Source organism: Kineosporia sp. A_224, assembly GCF_002198655.1.
Taxonomy (GTDB): domain Bacteria; phylum Actinomycetota; class Actinomycetes; order Actinomycetales; family Kineosporiaceae; genus R-H-3.
The window spans coordinates 1-19,485 of record NZ_MWLN01000159.1 but is presented as its reverse complement, the minus strand read 5'-3'; the positions used below and the strand labels follow the sequence as shown (position 1 = coordinate 19,485).

The 19,485-nt window shown below is 75.6% G+C and carries 17 protein-coding genes; 8 read left to right on the top strand and 9 right to left on the bottom strand.

What is annotated here, in order from left to right; all coding sequences use genetic code 11:
* Positions 1-1,883: MtrAB system histidine kinase MtrB (gene mtrB / locus EDJALFJO_RS14170; RefSeq protein WP_143448574.1), on the bottom strand; the 1,883-nt coding region annotated here is incomplete at its 3' end.
* Positions 1,884-1,933: 50 nt separating this feature from the next.
* A complete protein-coding gene (gene mtrA, locus EDJALFJO_RS14165) occupies positions 1,934-2,611 on the bottom strand; it encodes an MtrAB system response regulator MtrA (protein WP_088286285.1) in 678 nt (225 codons plus the stop codon).
* 194 nt (positions 2,612-2,805) lie between these two features.
* Between mtrA and EDJALFJO_RS14160 the strand changes: the two genes are divergently transcribed.
* Genes EDJALFJO_RS14160 through EDJALFJO_RS14140 form a run of 5 tightly spaced genes read left to right on the top strand, consistent with a single transcriptional unit; the run spans position 2,806 to position 8,372 of the window.
* A complete protein-coding gene (locus EDJALFJO_RS14160; protein WP_143448573.1) occupies positions 2,806-3,993 on the top strand; it encodes a glycerophosphoryl diester phosphodiesterase membrane domain-containing protein in 1,188 nt (395 codons plus the stop codon).
* Positions 3,990-4,685 (top strand): DUF4129 domain-containing protein, encoded by a 696-nt coding sequence (locus tag EDJALFJO_RS14155; RefSeq protein WP_143448572.1) that lies wholly within the window; start codon positions 3,990-3,992, stop codon positions 4,683-4,685. Before EDJALFJO_RS14160 ends, EDJALFJO_RS14155 begins: the two co-directional genes overlap by 4 nt.
* A complete protein-coding gene (locus EDJALFJO_RS14150; RefSeq protein WP_088286281.1) occupies positions 4,682-5,971 on the top strand; it encodes a DUF4350 domain-containing protein in 1,290 nt (429 codons plus the stop codon). Before EDJALFJO_RS14155 ends, EDJALFJO_RS14150 begins: the two co-directional genes overlap by 4 nt.
* 48 nt (positions 5,972-6,019) lie before the next feature.
* Positions 6,020-7,045 carry a MoxR family ATPase gene (locus tag EDJALFJO_RS14145; RefSeq protein WP_088286279.1) on the top strand — a complete coding sequence of 342 codons (1,026 nt, stop codon included), beginning with the start codon at positions 6,020-6,022 and terminating at the stop codon, positions 7,043-7,045.
* Between the two features lie 34 nt (positions 7,046-7,079).
* A complete protein-coding gene (locus EDJALFJO_RS14140; RefSeq protein WP_088286277.1) occupies positions 7,080-8,372 on the top strand; it encodes a DUF58 domain-containing protein in 1,293 nt (430 codons plus the stop codon).
* A gap of 87 nt (positions 8,373-8,459) precedes the next feature.
* Here the strand turns inward: EDJALFJO_RS14140 and EDJALFJO_RS14135 are convergent, their stop codons facing one another.
* Complete coding sequence (locus EDJALFJO_RS14135; protein WP_088286275.1) at positions 8,460-9,455, bottom strand: stage II sporulation protein M; 996 nt, start codon at positions 9,453-9,455, stop codon at positions 8,460-8,462.
* 40 nt (positions 9,456-9,495) lie between these two features.
* On the opposite strand from EDJALFJO_RS14135, the gene EDJALFJO_RS14130 reads away from it, so the two are divergent.
* Positions 9,496-10,458 (top strand): RDD family protein, encoded by a 963-nt coding sequence (locus EDJALFJO_RS14130; protein WP_088286273.1) that lies wholly within the window; start codon positions 9,496-9,498, stop codon positions 10,456-10,458.
* A gap of 115 nt (positions 10,459-10,573) precedes the next feature.
* On the opposite strand, the gene EDJALFJO_RS14125 is transcribed toward EDJALFJO_RS14130, so the two are convergent.
* The 4 genes from EDJALFJO_RS14125 to ahcY all read right to left on the bottom strand — a co-directional run bounded on the left by EDJALFJO_RS14125 (position 10,574) and on the right by ahcY (position 16,454).
* Entirely contained in the window at positions 10,574-11,203 is a 630-nt protein-coding gene (locus EDJALFJO_RS14125; RefSeq protein WP_088286271.1) for an HAD family hydrolase, read from the bottom strand.
* A 43-nt stretch (positions 11,204-11,246) separates the two neighbouring features.
* Positions 11,247-13,034: an ABC transporter ATP-binding protein gene (locus tag EDJALFJO_RS14120; protein WP_088286269.1), complete on the bottom strand. Its 1,788-nt coding sequence runs from the start codon at positions 13,032-13,034 to the stop codon at positions 11,247-11,249.
* Entirely contained in the window at positions 13,021-14,823 is a 1,803-nt protein-coding gene (locus tag EDJALFJO_RS14115; protein ID WP_088286267.1) for an ABC transporter ATP-binding protein, read from the bottom strand. The genes EDJALFJO_RS14120 and EDJALFJO_RS14115 overlap by 14 nt, the downstream gene beginning before the upstream one ends.
* A 167-nt stretch (positions 14,824-14,990) precedes the next feature.
* The gene (gene ahcY / locus EDJALFJO_RS14110; protein ID WP_088286265.1) at positions 14,991-16,454 is read right to left on the bottom strand and encodes an adenosylhomocysteinase; all 1,464 of its coding nucleotides are present in this window, start codon (positions 16,452-16,454) and stop codon (positions 14,991-14,993) included.
* Positions 16,455-16,803: 349 nt separating this feature from the next.
* Here ahcY and EDJALFJO_RS14105 point away from each other — a divergent pair, with 349 nt between their 5' ends.
* Positions 16,804-17,226 (top strand): hypothetical protein, encoded by a 423-nt coding sequence (locus EDJALFJO_RS14105; RefSeq protein WP_088286263.1) that lies wholly within the window; start codon positions 16,804-16,806, stop codon positions 17,224-17,226.
* 67 nt (positions 17,227-17,293) lie between these two features.
* A complete protein-coding gene (locus EDJALFJO_RS14100; RefSeq protein WP_158220436.1) occupies positions 17,294-17,905 on the top strand; it encodes a LysE family transporter in 612 nt (203 codons plus the stop codon).
* A gap of 20 nt (positions 17,906-17,925) precedes the next feature.
* On the opposite strand, the gene EDJALFJO_RS14095 is transcribed toward EDJALFJO_RS14100, so the two are convergent.
* Together EDJALFJO_RS14095 and EDJALFJO_RS34360 are read right to left on the bottom strand one after the other, a co-directional pair.
* Positions 17,926-19,074 carry an FIST signal transduction protein gene (locus EDJALFJO_RS14095; protein ID WP_088286259.1) on the bottom strand — a complete coding sequence of 383 codons (1,149 nt, stop codon included), beginning with the start codon at positions 19,072-19,074 and terminating at the stop codon, positions 17,926-17,928.
* Positions 19,075-19,089: 15 nt separating this feature from the next.
* Positions 19,090-19,485 (bottom strand): hypothetical protein (locus EDJALFJO_RS34360; protein WP_158220435.1); only part of this gene is annotated, 396 nt, incomplete at its 5' end.

The following is a 19,485-nucleotide window of genomic DNA, read 5'->3' as shown; positions in this document are numbered from 1 at the left end:
CGCAGAGCCGGGACGGGGCCCGTGGCTGACCCGGGGGCCGCCGCCTCCGCCTCCGCCTCGGTGAGGACGGTGTCGAGGTCGGCGATGAGCGCCTCGACGTCGAGGACGCCGGCCGGCCCGGAGGCGAGCCCGGTGCCCGCGAGGTGGGTGCCGCCGGCGGCGATCTCGTCGTGCTGGACGGCGTCCGCCGGCACGAGAGGCAGCGGCGAGGTGCGCAGGACGATGCCGGCCTGGCGCGGCAGCGTCAGCCGGAAGCTCGCGCCGTGCCCCGGGTCGCCCCAGACCTGGAGCCAGCCGCCGTGCAGGTGGGCGTCCTCGAGGGCGATCGCCAGGCCCAGCCCGGTGCCGCCGGTCGACCGGGCGCGGGCCGGGTCGGCCCGCCAGAACCGGTTGAAGACCATCCGGGCCTGGGCCGGGGTGAGCCCGACGCCGTGGTCGCGGACGACGACGGCGACGGCGTCCGCGTTCCCCGCGACCCGGACGACGACCGGCCGGCCCTCGCCGTGCTCGATCGCGTTGCCGACGAGGTTGCGGACGATGCGCTCGAGCCGGCGGGCGTCGACCTCGGCGACGCAGGGCGTGCCGGGGACGTCGAGGACGACGTCGCACCGCCCGTCCGCGAGCGGTCGCAGGCCGTCGACGACCCGGGTGACGACGTCCCGGACGTCGGCCGGGTCCACCTCGAGGACTGCGGCGCCGGCGTCGAACCGGCTCACCTCGAGCAGGTCGGCGAGCAGGGACTCGAACCGGTCGAGCTGGGTCATGAGCAGCTCGGCGCTGCGCGCGGTCGCCGGGTCGAAGCCGTCGCGGGCCTCGTGGAGCACCTCGGTGGCCATCCGGATCGTCGTCAGCGGGGTCCGCAGCTCGTGCGAGACGTCGGAGACGAACCGGCGCTGGACGCGGGAGAGCTCCTCGAGCCGGTGGATCTGCCGCTCCAGGCTCGTGGCCATGTCGTTGAAGGCGGCACCGAGCCGGGCCAGCTCGTCCTCGCCGCGCACCCGGACCCGCCGGTCCAGGTGCCCGGAGGCGATCTCCTCCGCGGTGCGGGCCGCGAGCCGGACCGGCTCGACGACCGAGCGGGTCACGACGAACGCGACGCCCGCGACGAGCAGGACGAGCGCCGCGCCGCCGACGAAGAACGTTCTGCGGACGAGGTCGAGGGTCGCGGCCTCGCGGTCCTGCCGGACGACGAAGTAGAGCTCGTAGTCGCCGATGCCCTGGCCGAGGTCGAGCAGGCCGCCCCACGCGTACCCGGGGCTGGTCCGGGGCGCCTCGAGGCCGGCGCCGCGCGGCGGCAGCGCGACCGGTGTGCCGAGGAGCTGGCCCCGGTCGGCGACGACGCTGCGCCGCAGGCCGGTGGGGACGACGTCCGCCGGCAGGCCGGAGGACGAGCGGTCCTGGATCGGCCCGGCCGCCGTCGCGTCGAGGCTCTGGCGCAGGAGGACGAACCGGTTGTCCTCGTTGGACAGCCGGGTCACGAGATCGGTGCCGAACGTGCCGGGGTCGCCGCTGCGGTTCTTCACGAGGGTCTGGGCCTCGGCGTACAGCTGCTTGGCCTCGATGCGGGCGATCTCCTGGCTGGAGTCCTGGAGCCCCTCGGAGATCCGCGCGAGCAGGACGCTGCCGACGGCGAGCACGACGAGCGTGGCGAAGACGACGGTCGTCGCGACGACGCGCAGCCGCAGCGACCGCCGCCAGCGCATCCGGCCCAGCCGCAGCCCCGCGAGCACGCCGGACGGCGTCCGCCGGCGCAGCGCGGCGACGGTGCGGTCGCGCAGCACGTGCTCCTGGACACGGTCGACGCCCCGGCCGGCGTCCGCGCGCTCGTCCGGGTCGGCGGCGCCGGGGTGCTCGCCGGGCTCGGGCGCGGGGGGACCTGACACGGGCGGGACCTGGGATCTCTGCGAGGCGGGACCGTGCGGCGGGGCCGACGTCAGGCCGGGCCGGCCTTGTAGCCGACGCCGCGGACGGTGAGGACGATGTCCGGACGCTCCGGGTCGCGCTCGATCTTCGAGCGCAGCCGCTGGACGTGGACGTTGACGAGGCGGGTGTCCGCCGCGTGGCGGTAGCCCCAGACCTGCTCGAGGAGCACCTCGCGGGTGAACACCTGCCACGGCTTGCGGGCCAGGGCCACGAGGAGGTCGAACTCGAGCGGGGTCAGCGAGATGATCTCCTCGCCGCGGCGCACGGAGTGACCGGCGACGTCGATCGCGAGGTCGCCGATCTCGAGCATCTCCGGCGACGGCTCCTCGGTGCGGCGCAGCCGCGCCCGGACCCGGGCGACGAGCTCCTTGGGCTTGAACGGCTTGACGACGTAGTCGTCGGCACCCGACTCCAGGCCGAGGACGACGTCGACCGTGTCGCCCTTGGCCGTGAGCATGACGATCGGGGTGCCGGACTCCGACCGGATCTGCCGGCAGACCTCGATGCCGTCCTTGCCGGGCAGCATGAGGTCGAGCAGCACGAGGTCGGGCCGGGTCGCCCGGAACGCCTCGAGCGCGCCGGACCCGTCCGCGCAGAAGACCGGGTCGAACCCCTCCCCGCGCAGCACGATGCCGAGCATCTCGGCGAGGGCGGTGTCGTCGTCGACCACCAGCACACGACCTCTCATGGCCTCATCGTGACACCGCGACGGTCCGGACCGCAGCCTGCGACAGGCTCCGGCACCCGTTTCGTGCAAGATCGGTCCCCGTGGGGGCCGTCGCAGCGGCGTGACAGGATGGCGCGCGGGGGAACCACGGACCGTGGCGGGGGCGTTCACGGCACGGACGACGACGGCACAGCGGGCTGCGACGAGGGGGACCGATGACGGACCGGACGGGACCGGACGGGCAGCCGCCCGTGCCGTCGTCCACGCCGCCCGGGTGGCCGCCCGCCGGGCAGCCGGGCCCTGCCCAGCCGTCTGCCCAGCCGTCTGCCCAGCCGCCGGCCCAGCCCTGGGGCGCCGCACCACCGCCCGCCGCGCAGCCGTGGGGCGCTCCCGGTGCCCCGGGCTGGGGCGGTGGCGGGCCGCAGATGTGGCTCGCCCGGCCGAAGCCGGGGATCGTGCCGCTGCGCCCGCTCTCGCTCGGCGAGATCCTCGACGGCGCCTTCCAGGCGATCCGCACGAACCCGCGCACGATGATCGGCGTGTCGGCGATCGTCGTCGCCGTCGCGACGCTGCTCACGACGCTGCCGTCCGCCGCGCTGCTCACCGACCTCGGCGGGGGGTCGCTCTTCGAGCCGGGCGCCGCGCCGACCGCCGAGGACTTCGCATCGCTGGTCCTCGGCACCATCCGGGCGTCGCTGCCGGGCTACGTCGTGCTGCTCGTCGCGACCGCCGTCCTCGGTGCGCTGCTGACGATCAGCGTGAGCAACGCCGTCCTCGGTGTCCGCACCGGCGGCGGGGCGCTGTGGCGCCGGGTCCGGCCGCGGCTCGGCGCCGTCCTCGGGCTGGCGGTCCTGCTGACGCTGCTGTCACTGGCTGTCGCGGGCCTGCTCGTCGGGCCTGGGGTCGCGATCCTGCGCTACGGCGACCCGCTCACCGGCGCGCTCGTGCTGCTCGCCGGCGCCCTGCCCGCCGTCCTCGTCTCGCTCGCGCTCACGGCCAAGCTCGGCCTCGCCGCCCCTGCTCTCCTGCTCGAGGAGCGCAGCCCGGCCTCCGCGATCGCGCGCTCCTGGCAGCTGACCCGGGGCAGCTTCTGGCGCGTGCTCGGCATCCTGCTGCTCGCGTCGATCATCCAGGGCATCGGCGCCGCCGTGGTCTCGGCCCCCTTCGGCATCGTCGCCGGTCTCGTCGCCGGGGCCACGGGCGACCCGGTGAACCCGTACGGCAGCTTCTGGGGCAACGTCGTCCAGCTCCTCATCAGCGGGCTCGGGCAGACGATCGGCTCGGCCGTCTTCTACCCGTTCAGCGCGGCCGTCACGACGCTGCTCTACCTCGACGTCCGGATGCGGCGCGAGGGTCTGGACGTCGAGCTCGTCCGGCACGTCGAGGGCGGCCAGGCCGCGTGAGCGCGCTCGCCGCCGTCGGTGCGGGCGTCGCCGCGCTGGCGCAGGTCCCGCTCGAGCCGGACCGGGACCAGGCCCGGCAGTGGGCGGTCGAGGAGCTCGCGAAGCGGGAGTACGCCGAAGAGCGCCCGGGTGCGCTGTCCCAGCTCCTCGACTGGATCCTCGAGCAGCTCGACAAGCTGTCCGGCCTCGGCGGCCCGGGGCAGGGCACCGGCACCGCGTTCGCGCTCGTCGCCGGCGTCGTCGTCGTGCTCGTCGCCGTCGCGGTCCTCGTCACCGGCCGGGTCGTCCGGCGGGCCCGGCAGGCCGACCCGGCCCCCGTCTTCGACGGCACGTCCGGCACCGCGCGGACCCACCGCGGCGCCGCCGACGAGGCCGCGGCGCGCGGCGACTGGCGGACGGCGGTCGTCGAGCGGTTCCGAGCCGTCGTCCGCGAGCTCGAGGAGCGCGCCGTCCTCGTCCCGCAGCCCGGCCGGACGGCGGACGAGGCGGCCGGCGAGGCCGCCCGCTGGCTGCCCGCGCTCGACGACCCGCTGCGCTCCGCGGCCCGGCTCTTCGACGACGTCCGCTACGGCGACCGGCCCGCGGACGCGGCCGGTGACGCGGCGCTGCGGGCGCTCGACGAGCAGGTCGTGGCGGCCCGGACCGTCGCGCCCCAGGCCGAGGCCGCGGCGTCGCCGGCGGTGCCGTCGTGACCGTCGTCGCCGGCCGCCCAGGGCCGGCCGACCTGACGTCCGGGGCCCCGGAGGACGGGCCGCCCGGACCGGCGTCCGGCCGCTCCCCCGGTCGCGCCCGCGACCGGCGGACCCGGGTGCTCCTGTGGGGCGGGGCGGCGACGGGCGCCCTCGTCCTCGTCGCGCTCGTCGGTGCATTGACCACCCCGCGGACGACGACCGGGGACCTCGAGCCGACCTCGGCGTCCCCCGACGGCGCCCGCGCCGTCGCCCAGATCCTGCAGCGGCAGGGCATCGAGGTCGAGACGGTCCGCACGTCGACGCAGCTCGCCGAGCGGTCCTCGGCGCTGCGCACGACCGTCGTCGTCCACCCCGACCTGCTCGGGCCGGAGCAGCTCGACCGGGTCGCCGCGACACCGGGGCCGCTCGTGCTCGTCGACCCGGACCTGCCCGCGCTGGAGCGGCTCGCGCCCTTCGCCGAGGCCGCCGGGGTCGTCGACGCGCGGGCCGCCGAGCCCGCGTGCAGCCAGCCGTCGGTGACCGCGGCCGGCTCCGCCCGGGCCGGCGGCAGCCTGTACCGGCTCGCCGACGACGGCCGGCAGGCGAGCGCCGTCCTGTGCTACCTGGCGCCGGGCGGCTCCGACCGCGGCAGCCTCGTCCTCGGCACGGCGAACGGCCGGACGGTCGTCGTCGTCGGCCAGGCCGACGTCCTGCGCAACAGCCACCTCGCCGACGCCGACGGCACCGCGGCCCTGGCGCTGCGGCTGCTCGGCACCCGGGCCGGCATCGTCTGGTACGTCCCGGACCCGGCCGAGCTGTCGACGTCGCAGGAGGCGCCGACGCTGACCGACCTGGTGCCGCGCGGCGTCCGGTTCGTCGCCTGGCAGCTCGTGCTCGTCGCCGTCCTCGCGATGATCTGGCGCGGCCGCCGGCTCGGCCGGCTCGTCACCGAGCCGCTGCCCGTCGTCGTCCGCTCGACCGAGACGCAGGAGGGCCGGGCCCGGCTCTACCGGCGCGCGAAGGCCTACGGCCGGGCGAGCGCGACGCTGCGGACGGCGGCGCTGCGCCGGCTCGCCCGCCGTCTCGACGTGCCGGCGGACGCCTCCCCCGCGACCGTCGTCGCCCTCGCCGCCCAGGCCTCCGGGCTCGGGCAGACCGCGCTCACGGCCACGTTCCTCGGCCCCGCGCCGACCGACGACCGCGGGCTCGTCCGGCTCGCGGACGAGATCGCCGCCGCCGAGGCGGCCGTCACGACCGCCTCCTCCCGCCCCGCCCAACGGCCGCCGTCCTTCGGCGGTGCCCGATGAGCCGCCGCACCCGCACCCGCTGCACCCACGCTGAGAGGTCCTCCGCCGATGTCTGACACGCCCGCCTGGTCCGCCGGCCCCGGCACTCCCCCGGAGCAGCCGGTCCGGATCGCCCCGACCGAGTCCGAGGCCGCCCGCGAGGCGCTGACCCGGGTCCGCACCGAGGTCGCGAAGGCGGTCGTGGGCCAGGAGGCGGCCGTGAGCGGCCTCGTCATCGCGCTGCTGTGCCGCGGGCACGTGCTCCTCGAGGGTGTGCCCGGCGTCGCGAAGACCCTGCTCGTGCGGGCGCTGTCGGCGTCGCTGTCGCTCACGACGACGCGTGTGCAGTTCACCCCCGACCTCATGCCCGGCGACGTCACCGGCTCGCTCGTGTACGACGCCCGGACCGCGCAGTTCGACTTCCGCGAGGGTCCGGTCTTCACGAACATCCTGCTCGCCGACGAGATCAACCGGACGCCGCCGAAGACCCAGGCGTCGCTGCTCGAGGCGATGGAGGAGCGGCAGGTCTCCGTCGACGGCAAGCCGCGGCCGCTGCCCGACCCGTTCGTCGTCGCCGCGACCCAGAACCCCGTCGAGTACGAGGGCACCTACGCACTCCCCGAGGCCCAGCTCGACCGGTTCCTGCTCAAGCTGACGATGCCGCTGCCGCCGCGCGAGGTCGAGCTCGAGGTGCTCGCCCGGCACGCGGCCGGCTTCGACCCGCGCGACCTCGCCGCCGCCGGCGTCCGCCCGGTCGCCGGCGCCGACGACCTCGCGGCCGCGACCCACGCCGTCCGCCAGGTGACGATCGACCCCGCCGTCATGGGCTACGTCGTCGACGTCGTCCGGGCGACCCGGAGCAGCCCGTCCCTCGCGCTCGGCGTGAGCCCGCGCGGTGCGACGGCGCTGCTCGCGACGAGCCGGGCGTGGGCCTGGCTCGCGGGGCGTGACTACGTGACGCCGGACGACGTCAAGGCGCTCGCCCGGCCGACGCTGCGGCACCGCGTGCAGCTGCGCCCGGAGGCCGAGCTCGAGGGCGTGAGCGTCGAGGGCGTCCTCGACAGCGTCCTGGCGACCGTGCCGGTCCCGCGCTGACCGTGGGAGCCGAACTCCGGCCGGAGGTCCGGTCGTGGCGCTGACCGGGCGGGTGCCGCTGCTCGCGCTCGCCGGCGTCGTCCCGCTGTGGCTCGCACCGGGCCGGGCGACGTTCGCCGGCTGGGCGCTGCTCGTGCTGCTCGCCGTCGGAGCGGACCTGCTGCTCGCCGGCTCGCCGAAGGCGCTCACGGTCGAGCGGGAGCCGCTCGGGTCGCTGCGGCTCGGCTCGGGCGCGCAGGCGTCGTTCGTCGTGACGAACCGCGGCCCCCGGCGGGTCCGCGGTGTCGTCCGGGACGCCTGGCAGCCGTCGGCGGGCGCGACCGACCAGCGGCACCGGCTCGACGTGCCGGCCGGCCAGCGCCGCCGCTTCACGACCCGGCTCGTGCCGACCCGGCGCGGGGACCGGCTCGTCGAGCACGCCGTCGTCCGCAGCGTCGGGCCGCTCGGGCTGGCCGCCCGGCAGCGCGCGCTGCCCGCCCCCGGCCGGCTGCGGGTGCTGCCGCCGTTCACGTCCCGCAAGCACCTGCCGAGCCGGCTCGCCCGGCTGCGCGAGCTCGACGGCAAGGCGGCCGTCCAGGTGCGCGGCCAGGGCACCGAGTTCGACTCGCTGCGCGACTACGTCGACGGGGACGACGTCCGGTCGATCGACTGGCGGGCCACCGCGCGCCGCCAGCAGGTCGTCGTCCGGACCTGGCGGCCCGAGCGGGACCGGCGGGTGCTCATCGTGCTCGACACGTCGCGGACGTCGGCCGCCCGGATCGGGGACGCCCCGCGGCTGGACGCCGCGATGGACGCCGCGCTGCTGCTCGCCGCGCTGGCCGCCCGCGCCGGCGACCGGGTCGACCTGCTCGCCGCGGACCGCCGGGTGCGGGCGCGGGTCGAGGGCGTCACGGGCGGCGGGCTGCTCCCCGCCCTCGTCGAGGCGATGGCACCGCTCGACGCCGACCTCGTCGAGGCGGACTGGACCGTCGTCGTCGGCGCCGTCCGGCAGCGGCTCACCCAGCGCGCGCTCGTCGTCCTGCTCACCCCGCTCGAGGCCGCCGCGCTCGAGGAGGGCCTGCTGCCCGTCGTCCAGCAGCTGACCCGGCACCACCAGGTCGTCCTCGCGTCCGTCGCCGACCCGCAGGTCGCCGAGCAGGCCGCGGCGCGCGGCGACGCGTACGCCGTCTTCGGCGCGGCCGCCGCGCAGCGCAGCCAGCTCGACCGGCTCGCCGTGACCGCCGAGCTCACCCGGGCCGGGGTCGACGTGCTCGACGCCCCGCCGGAGTCGCTGCCGCCGGCGCTCGCCGACCACTACCTCGCGCTCAAGGCCGCCGGGCGGCTCTGAGCCGCTGCCCCGTCCGGGCCCTCTGAGGTACATCCGCGTGCAATGGCACGGTGATCTACCTCAGAGGCCGCCGACGAAGGGGGGTGGTCAGCCGGTGACCGGCAGGACGTCCTCGCGGAGCGACTCGTCGAGGTCGCCGGTCTCGCCGGACCGCGCGGCCCACCGGCCGAGGGTGCCCACGTAGCCGAGGAAGAGCAGCCAGACGACGGCGCCGATGGTGATCCGGGCCCAGGTCGGCAGGCCGGACGGCGTCACGAAGGCCTCGACGACGCCGGAGACGAGGAGCACGACGACGAGGCCGAGAGCGACGGTGATCATCGACCGGCCCTCCTGCGCGAGCGCCCGGACCCGGGGCAGCGGCCCCGGAGCGACCCAGGCCCAGAAGAGCTGCAGCCCGGCGCCGGACGCGACGAAGACCGCGGTGAGCTCGAGCAGCCCGTGCGGGGTGATGAGACCGAAGAAGAGGCCGAGCCGGTCGTTCGCCGCCATGAGGCCACCGATGACCCCGACGTTCGCGGCGTTCTGGAACAGCACCCAGACCACCCCGACCCCGCTCACGCCGAAGACGATGCACAGGGCCGAGACCCAGGCGTTGTTCGTCCACACCTGGGCGGCGAAGCTGCCGGCGGCGTACTCGCTGTAGTAGCTCTCGAAGTCGACCTCGACGAGCCGGCGGATCTCCTCCTTCGAGCCCACCGCGGCCTGCACCTCGGGGTTGCGGGCGACCCATACCCCGAGCGCGACCGCGACGACGGCGCTGAACGCGAAGCTCGCGAAGGCCCACCAGCGCGAGCGCCAGACCGCGGCCGGGAACGACACGACGAAGAACCGGGCGAGCTCGCGCCACAGCGGCTCGCTCGTGCCGGTCACCGCGGCGCGGGCCCAGGCGACGGACGACGACAGCCGGGCCGCGACCGCCGCGTCCGGGGCCGCCGTCCGGACCGCGGACAGGTGCGTCGCCGCCCGCTGGTAGAGCGCGACGAGCTCGTCCGCCTCCTCACCGGTCAGGCGGCGGGTACGGCTCAGCTCGTCGAGCCGGGCCCACTCCGCCGAGTGCACGGCCACGAAGGCGTCGAGGTCCATCGGGCCAGCGTACGGCTCGGTGGCTGCGTAGCCTGGGCGCATGACGACGCCGACCGCGCCCGTGCCCGGAGCCGTGCCGTCCGGCCCCGCACCGGCCGGCGGCCCGCTGCCCTGGGCGGGTGCGCCGTCCACGGGCACCGCGGCCGGCACCGTCGACGTCGAGGGCCTGCGGCTGCCCGCCGAGCTCGTCACGGGCGAGGCGGTCGCGCTCGAGCTGCGGCCGGCCTCGTTCGCCGGCCGCTCGCTCGCATGGCTGCTCGACGCGTTCCTCTACCTCGGTCTGCTCTTCGTCAGCGCGACGATCGTCGGCGGGCTCGCCGCCGGGCTCGACGAGGCGGCCACCGCGGCGCTCTTCCTCGTCGACGTCGTCGGCTTCCTCGTGGGTCTGCCCGTCGCGGTCGAGACGTTCAGCCGGGGCCGCTCGGTCGGCAAGCTCGCCGCCGGGCTGCGGGTCGTGCGCGACGACGGCGGCCCGATCCGGTTCCGGCAGGCGCTCGTGCGCGGGCTGCTCGCGGTCGTCGAGGTCTTCTCGCTGCCGTTCGTCGCCGTCATCAGCTCGCTGGTCTCCCCGCACGGCAAGCGGGTCGGCGACCTGCTCGCCGGCACGTACGTCGTCCGCGAGCGCGGCGGGGTCGAGATCCCGCCGCCGGTCGCGATGCCGCCGCACCTGGCGCAGTGGGCCGGGTCGGCGGACATCGGCCGGATCCCCGAGCGGCTCGCGCTCGCGGCCCGCGGCTTCCTCGGGCGGACGGCGTCCCTGCACCCGCAGGCCCGCACCCGGCTCGGGACGAGCCTGGCCGACCAGGTCTCCCGCTACGTCGCGCCCACCCCGCCGCCGGGCACGTACCCCGAGCACTTCCTCGCGGCGGTCCTCTCCGAGCGCACCCGACGCGAGCTCGACCGGCTCGGTCGCGCGCAGGCCGCCCGGGCGGCGCGGACCGCACGCCGCGACGCGGCGCCGGTGCTCGCGGCGTCGAGCCACAAGCTCGTCGGCGAGGACTGACTGCGGAACAGGTCCGAGCCACGCGGCCGCGGACCATACGGCGCAGCAGTGCGGAAACTCCGCCACAGGCCGCTGTGGCGGAGTCTCCACACTGTCGGGAGAGACGGCGGACGGCCTACATCGGGACGTCGACGGTGACACCGTGCCGGTGCAGGTGCTCCCGCAGGACGGCATGGCCCTGGTCGACGTGCCAGCACTCGGCCCGCAGCCCCGCCGAACGGGCGCCGTCGACGTTCTGCTCGCTGTCGTCGACGAACAGGACCGTCGCAGGGTCGGCGCCGATCCGGCGCGCCGCCTCGTGGAAGAACCGCTCGTCCGGCTTCGTCACGCCGAGGTCGCACGAGTAGCAGCTGACGTCGAAGAGCGCGTCGTACCCGAGCGCGGTGCGCATGTGGGCCGCTCGGTGCCGCTCCTGGTTCGTCGCGAGGTGGACCCCGTACCCGGCGGCACGCAGCGCCCGCACGAGGGCGAGGGTCTGCGGCACCGGCTCGATCCGCTGCCAGACGGCTGCGTAGACCTCTTCGACAGGCGCGGCCACACCGAACTCGACGAGGGTCGCCGCCAGCGACGGGAGGTAGTCGCCCTCGCCCGAGAGCATCGGCCGCTCGTTCTTCCACGTCGTGTGGAGGAACTCCCGGGCGCGGCCGCCGAGGTACGGCTCCATCGCGGCGTACCAGCCACCCGGGAGCTCCTGCACGACGCCGTCCGCGTCGAGCAGCACGTGACGGACCGGACCTGTCGACATGCCGGCAGGCTAGTGCCGCAGGACCGCTACCTCCTCGGACCCGTCAGCGGTACGCCTCCGCCTGGATGCCGTAGAGCTCGCTGTACGGACCGCCGCGGGACATGAGGTCGGCGTGCGAGCCGGTCTCGACGACCCGGGCGCCGTCGAGGACGACGATGAGGTCGGCCATCCGCACGGTCGAGAACCGGTGCGAGACGAGCAGCGTGATCCGGCCGTCGGTACCGCCGGCCGCCGCGGCGTACCGCTCGAAGAGCGCGTGCTCGGTCTCGGCGTCCAGGGCCGCCGTCGGCTCGTCGAGAACGAGGACGAGCGGCATCTCGCGCATGAATCCGCGGGCCAGCGCGAGCTTCTGCCACTGGCCGAACGAGACCTCGACGCCGCCGGGCCAGGTCGGGCCGAGCTGGGTGTCAAGGCCGTCGGCGAGCCGCTCGACAACGTCGCCGGCGCCGGCCCGGTCGACAGCCGCGACGACCGACGGCCGGTCGTCGACCCGGGGGACGTCCCCGAGACCGACGCTGTGATCGGCCCGCAGCTCGAAGCGGAAGAAGTCCTGGAAGGCACCGGCGAGCCGGGCCCGCCAGCCGTCGGTGCGGATGGCGTCCAGGGGCACGTCGTCGACGAGGATCCGCCCCGAGTCGGGCGCGTAGAGCTTGCAGAGGAGCTTGACGAGCGTCGACTTCCCCGCGCCGTTCTCGCCGACGACCGCGACGACGCTGCCCGCGGGCAGGTCGAGCGTGACGTCGTCCAGCACGAGCCGGTCGGTGCCCGGATAGCTGAACGACACGTGCTCGAACCGCACGCCCCGCTCGAGGCGCGCGGGCGGGTCCTGGTCGGCGTCGACGACGAGCGCGGCCGCGTACTCCTCGAGCCAGACGAGCCGGCGCGAGCCGTCGAGCCAGATCCCGCGCAGCCAGCCGACCTCGGCCACGGTCGCCCCGATGTACGCCGAGAGCCGCGCGCCGGCGGCGAGCACGAGCAGCACGCTGCCGGCCCCGGCGTCGAGCACGGTCGCCACGAGGACGACCGCAGCGACGTACGCCGACCCGAACGCCGCCCACGCGAGACTGTGCCAGGCGGCCGTCACCGTGCGGGCCCGCGCCATCGGCCGGTAGCCGCGCTCCCACGCCTCGCGGCGCTGGGCGGCCAGCCGCCGCCCGATCCCGGTGACCCGGACCTCCTTGCCGGGCGGCGCGGTCGTCGCGGTCTGGAACAGGTGCTTGGCCAGGCGCATGTGCGGCGCGGCCTGCTCCTGGACGGCGCGCTCCACGCCGGGCCGCCAGGTCGACGTGACGACGGTCGGCAGCGCGAACACCGCGAGCAGCACGAGCGCCGGGTGGATCGAGACGAGCAGCGCCACGGTGATGCCGAGCCGCAGCACCCAGCCGACGGTGCTGAAGAGCGACATGTACATGTGGTCGAGCACGTAGATCTGGTCGCGGAGCACCGCGAGCCGGTCGAGCAGCAGCGGCCGCTCCTGGTGCGCGACCGTCGGCACGGACGCCTGCAGGCGGGCCACGTGCGACTCCAGCGCGATCGTCACCCTGTCCCGGAAGCGGCGCGTGACGCGGCTGCTCACGACGCGCAGGAACCACGTGCCGGTCGCGGACAGCCCGAGGCCGAGGCAGGCGGCGAGCAGCAGCGCGCGGTCCCGCTCGACGACCCCGCGACCGAGCAGCTGCAGCCACAGGGCGAGGAGCGCGTCCGGGACGGCGCCCAGCACGGTGAGCGAGAACGCCGCGACGAGCAGCCGCGGCTCGTTGCTGTAGCCGAGCCGGCACACCCGCCACATCGACCGCAGCCCGGGCGGCAGGTCCTCGTCAGAGGACGTCATAGGTCACCTCCTCGTCGTCCGTGCCGAACCGCTGCGCCTGGAGGTCGAACATCGTCCGGTACCGGCCGTTCGCCGCCATGAGCTCGTCGTGGGAGCCGAGCTCGACGACCCGGCCGTGCTCGAGCACGCAGATGAGGTCGGCGAGCCGCACGGTCGAGAACCGGTGCGAGACGAGCACCGTCGTCGTGCCCCGGGTCGCCTCGAGGATCCGGCGGAAGATCTCGGCCTCGCCGCGGACGTCGAGCTGCGCCGTCGGCTCGTCGAGCAGGACGACACCGGCCCCGAGCCGGACGGCGGCCAGCGCACGCGCGAGCGCGACCCGCTGCCACTGCCCTCCGGAGAGGTCCGTGCCGCCCGGGTAGCCCTTGGCGAGCGGGGTGTCGAGTGCAGCGAGGCCGTCGGCGCCGGCGTCCGCGAGCGCGGCGAGGACGACGTCGTCCGGCGCGCCGGCCGGCGCGACGTTGTCGCGCAGCGGCAGCTCGAAGCGGACGAAGTCCTGGAAGACCGCGGCGACCCTCCCCCGCCAGGCCTCGACGTCGAGGTCGCGCAGGTCGACGCCGTCGACCTCGACGGCACCGGACTGCGGGTCGTAGAGCCGGCACAGCAGCTTGGCGAGCGTCGTCTTGCCGGCGCCGTTCTGCCCGACGATCGCGAGCGAGCGGCCCGCGGGGACCTCGAGGTCGAGGTGCTCGAGGACCGGGCCGCCGCCCGCCGGGTACCCGAAGGTGACGTCCCGGAACCGGATCCCGGTCGCGGGCAACCCCGCCGCCGGCCGGACCACCCCGCCCGGCGGCGGTGCGAGCGCCCCGGCCGGCCCGGTCGCCGGGCCGAGCCGCAGCGTCGCCGCGACCGGCCCCGCGGCGCCGTCCATGGCCCAGTTGAGCCCGCCGAAGGCGATCATCGACGCCCCGACCGCGACCTGCGCGTACGTCACGGCCTGCCCGAGGTCGACCCTGCCGTCGAGGGCCGCCGTCGCGAGCGCCCAGAAGACGACGACGTTCGCGCCGACGACGAGCAGCCCGCACCAGAGCAGCGGCCGTTCGCGGAGCCGGGTCGCCCGGTACTGCAGCTCGTGCAGGCGGGTGCGGTGCGCGACGAACCGGTCGACCGTCCAGCCGACGAGCCCGAACATCCGCAGCTCCTTGGCCGCGGGCGGGTCGACGGCGAGCCGGTAGGCGTAGTCGGAGTGCCGCTGCGCCGCCCGCACCTCGTCGGTGTTCCGGTCGCGCCAGACGCCGCTCTCCCGCAGCAGCCAGTGCGTCGAGGCCCACGCGCCGCCGAGGAGCAGCGCCGCCCACGGCGACCAGACCGCGAGCACGAGCACCGACGTCACGCCGCCGATCAGCTCGACGAGGCCGCCGGCGATGAAGTCCATCGCGACGAACAGCGGCGGGCCTAGCTGGCCGAGGTCGAAGTCGCGGGCCGCGGTGAGGTCCTCGGCGAGCTCCGGGGCCTCGAGGTGCCCCATCCCCGGCGGGTCGACGCACGCGTCGGTGAGCCGGTCGTACAGCCAGGCCGCCGTCCGGTCGCCGAGGTTGGCGCTGAGCCCCTGCTGCACCGGGGCGAGCACCTGGAGCAGCACGAAGACGACGCCCATGAAGCTGAGCGGTCGCGCGAGGTCCCCGCCGGACTGCACCGCCTGCACGAGCACGCCCATGGCGACCGCGAACGCCGCGGGCAGGACGCCGCGCAGCACGAGCACGACCCACCACGCGACGGCCAGCCCCGGGGCGGCCTTCGGCAGCGTCGCGAAGAACTGCCACTCGGCACGTGCGCGCAGCCGCTGCACCGGGCCCCCTCCGCCGTCCGACCGTTCGACCGGGACGACGCTAGCGGGGCGGGCCGACAGCGCGCATGGACGGATCGGAGACGGCACGAGGCCCGGACGGCAGGTGCGCCGTCCGGGCCTCGTGACCGGTCGTGGTGCGGGTGCTTCAGCCCTCGGTGCCGAGGACCTCAGTACCGGTAGTGGTCCGGCTTGTACGGCCCGGCGACGTCGACGCCGATGTACTCGGCCTGCTCCTTGCTCAGCTGGGTGAGCCGGACGCCGAGCGCGTCGAGGTGCAGGCGCGCGACCTTCTCGTCGAGGTGCTTGGGCAGCACGTAGACCTGGGTCTCGTACTCGCTCGTCTTCGTGAACAGCTCGATCTGCGCGATGACCTGGTTCGAGAACGAGTTCGACATGACGAAGCTCGGGTGGCCGGTCGCGTTGCCGAGGTTCAGCAGACGCCCCTCGGAGAGCACGATGATGCTGTGCTCCTTGCGGTCGCCGGCGGCCGGGAACGTCCACTCGTGCACCTGCGGCTTGATCTCGACCTTGCGGACGCCGGGCAGCTTCGCCAGACCGGCCATGTCGATCTCGTTGTCGAAGTGGCCGATGTTGCCGACGATCGCCTGGTGCTTCATCCGCACCATGTCGGCCGCCGTGATGATGTCCTTGTTGCCGGTCGCCGTGATGAACATGTCGGCGGTCTCGACGACGTCCTCGAGCGTGGCGACCTGGTAGCCGTCCATCGCTGCCTGGAGCGCGCAGATCGGGTCGACCTCGGTGACGATGACCCGGGCGCCCTGGCCGCGCAGCGACTCCGCGCAGCCCTTGCCGACGTCGCCGTAGCCGAAGACGACCGCGACCTTGCCGCCGATGAGGACGTCGGTCGCGCGGTTGATGCCGTCGATGAGCGAGTGCCGGGTGCCGTACTTGTTGTCGAACTTCGACTTCGTCACCGAGTCGTTGACGTTGATCGCCGGGAAGAGCAGGCGACCCTCCTTGGCGAACTCGTACAGGCGGTGGACGCCCGTCGTGGTCTCCTCGGTGACGCCCTTGATCGCGGCGGCGGCCTTCGTGTAGCGCTGCGGGTCGGACGCGAGGGAGCGGCGCAGCGTGTCGAGGATGACCAGCCACTCCTCGCTGTCGTTCTCGGCCGGCGACGGGACGACGCCCGCGGCCTCGAACTCGACGCCCTTGTGGACGAGCAGCGTCACGTCGCCGCCGTCGTCGAGGATCATGTTCGGGCCCGTGTTGCCGTTATCGTCGGCGGGCCACGCGAGCATCTGCTCGGTGCACCACCAGTACTCGGCGAGCGTCTCGCCCTTCCAGGCGAAGACCGGCACGCCCTGCGGCGCCTCCGGCGTGCCGTGCGGGCCGACGACCGTGGCCGCGGCGGCGTTGTCCTGCGTGGAGAAGATGTTGCACGAGACCCAGCGGACGTCGGCACCGAGCGCGACGAGGGTCTCGATGAGGACGGCGGTCTGCACCGTCATGTGGAGCGAGCCCGCGATCCGGGCGCCCGCCAGCGGCTTGCTGTCGCCGAACTCGGCGCGCAGGGCCATGAGGCCGGGCATCTCGTGCTCGGCGAGGCGGATCTCGTGCCGGCCGGACTCGGCCAGGGTGATGTCGGCGACCTTGTAGTCGAAGGACATGGGTACCTCTCGGAAGGGGGACGCCCGCACCGGTCAGGTGCGGGACGTCGTCGGTGGGCGGGGTCGACCAGGCACGGGTCACGGACCCGCGAAGCGCTCAGCCACGGGCTGCGGTCCCTGGGACCACGTCACCGTGCTGCACCCTGTTGCCTCGTCGACCCGGCGCGGCCCCTCTGGGCCTGCGGCATCACCGACGCCGGAACCACCTCAGGATACGCCCGGCGGCGGCCCCGCGCCCATCCCGCACGCCGGTGACGGCCGTCCGTGCACCGGGTGACGACGCCGGGGACGACAACCGGCACGACAACCGGCACGACAACCGGGCAGGCGGCTGCGGCGTCCGACGACTGTGACCCGGACCGCCGGCCCGCCCACGCCCCTGCGGCGCGCCGTCCTCGCCCTGCTCGCCCTCGGCCTCGTGCTCGCCGGCACGTGGGCGGTCCGGGTCCGGGTCGCCGACGGGCTCTGGCCGTGGCAGGAGGTCGCCGAGCGGGTCACCTGGTGCGACCGCGACTACGTGCGTCTGCCCGGCCCGCCGCGCACCCTGGCCGCGGCCCGGTCGGAGTACGGGCAGGGCGGCCTGCAGCAGGTGACGACGGCCGGGCGCGGCGCCCGGGCGCGCGAGGTCTGGGCCGACCCGGGGCCCGGTCACGCCGTCCGGACGCCGGACGGCTGGCGGCCGGCGATGGAGACGGGTCCTTGCGCGATGGGCGTCTACGTCCGCACCGGCCCCGACGCCTTCGTGCCGTTCGAGATCCTCGGCGGGCCGTGACGGACGCGACGCCGTCGCGCGGGTAAATCCGTCGCCCGCCCCCGGCCCGGCCACGAGGATGTCGACCATGGCCGCCGACCCGGACGCATTCCTCGCCGGTGCCCTCGCGGGCATCGGCGTCGCGCTGCCGCTCGGCGCGATCAGCGTGCTCATCCTGGGCGAGGGTCTGCACCGCGGGTGGCGGTCGGCTGCGGCCGCCGCGACCGGGGTCGCGCTCGTCGACCTCGGCTACGCGGTCGTCGCGGTGGCGGCCGGGACGGCGGTCACCGCGGCCCTCGACGGCCGGACGGCGGCCGTGCGGCTCGTCGGGGCGGCCGTCCTGGCCGTCGTGGCCCTGCGCGGCCTGTGGGGGCTGCGCCGGCCGGCGGACGCCGCACCGGCCGAGGTGCCGGGGCACCACGTGCTGCTGCGGTTCGTCGGCCTCACAGCGGTCAACCCGCTCACGGCCGTCTACTTCGTCGTCCTCACCGCCGGCCTCGGGGACGCGGTGGCCGGCCTGTCGGCCGGCGGCCGGTTCGCGCTCGGGGTCTTCCTCGCGTCGTGGGCCTGGCAGCTCGTCATCGCGACCGCCGGTGCGCTCGCCGGCGCCCGGCTGCCCGGCTGGGCGCGGACGGCGACGGGCGTCGTCGGGTACCTCGTCGTCCTCGGGTACGCCGTCCGGCTGGCGCTGTCCGCCTGACCGCGGCCGGCCCCGCCGCGTCAGCCGAAGACGATCCCGGTGAGCGTCTGGTTGACGTGGGCCATCCACGTCTCGCCGTAGGTGTGGAAGCCGGCCACCGGGAGGCCGCCGAAGGCGTCGACGAAGTCCTGCGTGGCACCGGTCGCGTCCATCTCGAGCCGGCGCAGGATGCAGTTGAACATCACGGCCCCGCTCGCCGTGCCGAGGCTGCGCCAGGCGTCCAGGAGCGCCTCCCGGGTGCCGCCGACGAGGTCGCCGGTGCCCATCACCGCGACGTCCATCCCGAGCGGCATCTGGGCGAGGAAGCGCACTCCCCCGCCGTCGACGACGGCCGAGGGGCTGCGCACCCACGGCTCGCCGGAGATCATCTGGCCGAGCGGGTAGCGCATGAAGACGGAGCTGTCGAGGGCCTCCACCGGGACCCCGACCGCCTCGGCGTAGACCTGCGCGGCGGGCCGGCCGTCGAACGACGTGACGACCCGGCGGCTCTCGTCGGTCGAGGTGATCCGCAGCGTGATCCCGGTCTCCCGGACCGCACACGTCTTGACCACCCGGAAGGGCACCTCGACGTGGCAGACCATGAGCGCGACGCCCTGGAAGCTCCACGCACGGCCGGCCGCGACCCAGGTGCGCTCGAAGGCGAGGTCGTCCCCCGCGGAGCCGCCGACGATGTCGAGCAGCGGCGCGGCGTCCCCGAGGGCCTCGTTGACCGCCTCCTCCGCCTGGTGCATGCCGTCGATGAGGACGAAGCCGACGTGCTCGGCCGGGTCCAGGTCCCGCAGCGGCACCCGGACCGTGGCCTCGATGTCCCTGATCGCTGCGGCGATGCCGGCGTGCACGTCGCCGGACAGGTCGCCGAGGGTGGCGACGGCCCCGCCGACGACCGCGCGCGGCAGGGCCACCGCGCTGATGCCGCCCACCGAGGAGACCGCGTCGGTGAACTCCCCGGCCGTCGAGCAGCCGACGACGGCGGCGCCGGGGAACGCGTCGGCCATCGGGCCGACGACGTCCTGCGGGTCGTAGCGGGACGACGCGAAGTAGAGCACCGCGGCCGGGTCGGCGCCGCCCAGCCGCGCGCGGACGGCGGCGACGAGGTCCGGGACCGCGGTGGCGGCCGGGCCGGTGGCGTGGCCGCGCGCGAGGCCTGGCGCCGTGGGGGCGGAGTTCATGCTGGCCGTCGCGTCCTATCGGTCCGGGGTGCTGGTCAGCGTATTGGGTCCGGCGCGCCGGCGACCCCTGCTCCACCAACGCGGTCGTTCCGCGTCGGCGCCCGAGAGCTCGCCGTAGCCCATCCGTTCCAGCACGGTGACGACCTCGCGGACCACGGCGGGGTCGGCGACCTGGTCCGGCCGGGGCGCGCGGACGTCGGCCCCGGTCCGCAGCGCGACCCGGGTGAGGACGCCGTCCAGGGCCCACTCGTTGCCGGCGAACGCCCCGGCCCGCAGCCGCTCGTGGACCTCGGTGAGCGTGCCGGGCGGGCCCCCGGCGCCCGCCGTGACGAGCACCGGGGCGGGCTGCGCCGGGGCGTCGCCGAGGTGGCTGAACGCGTCGAAGGTGCCACGCGGCGTCCCGGTCCGGGA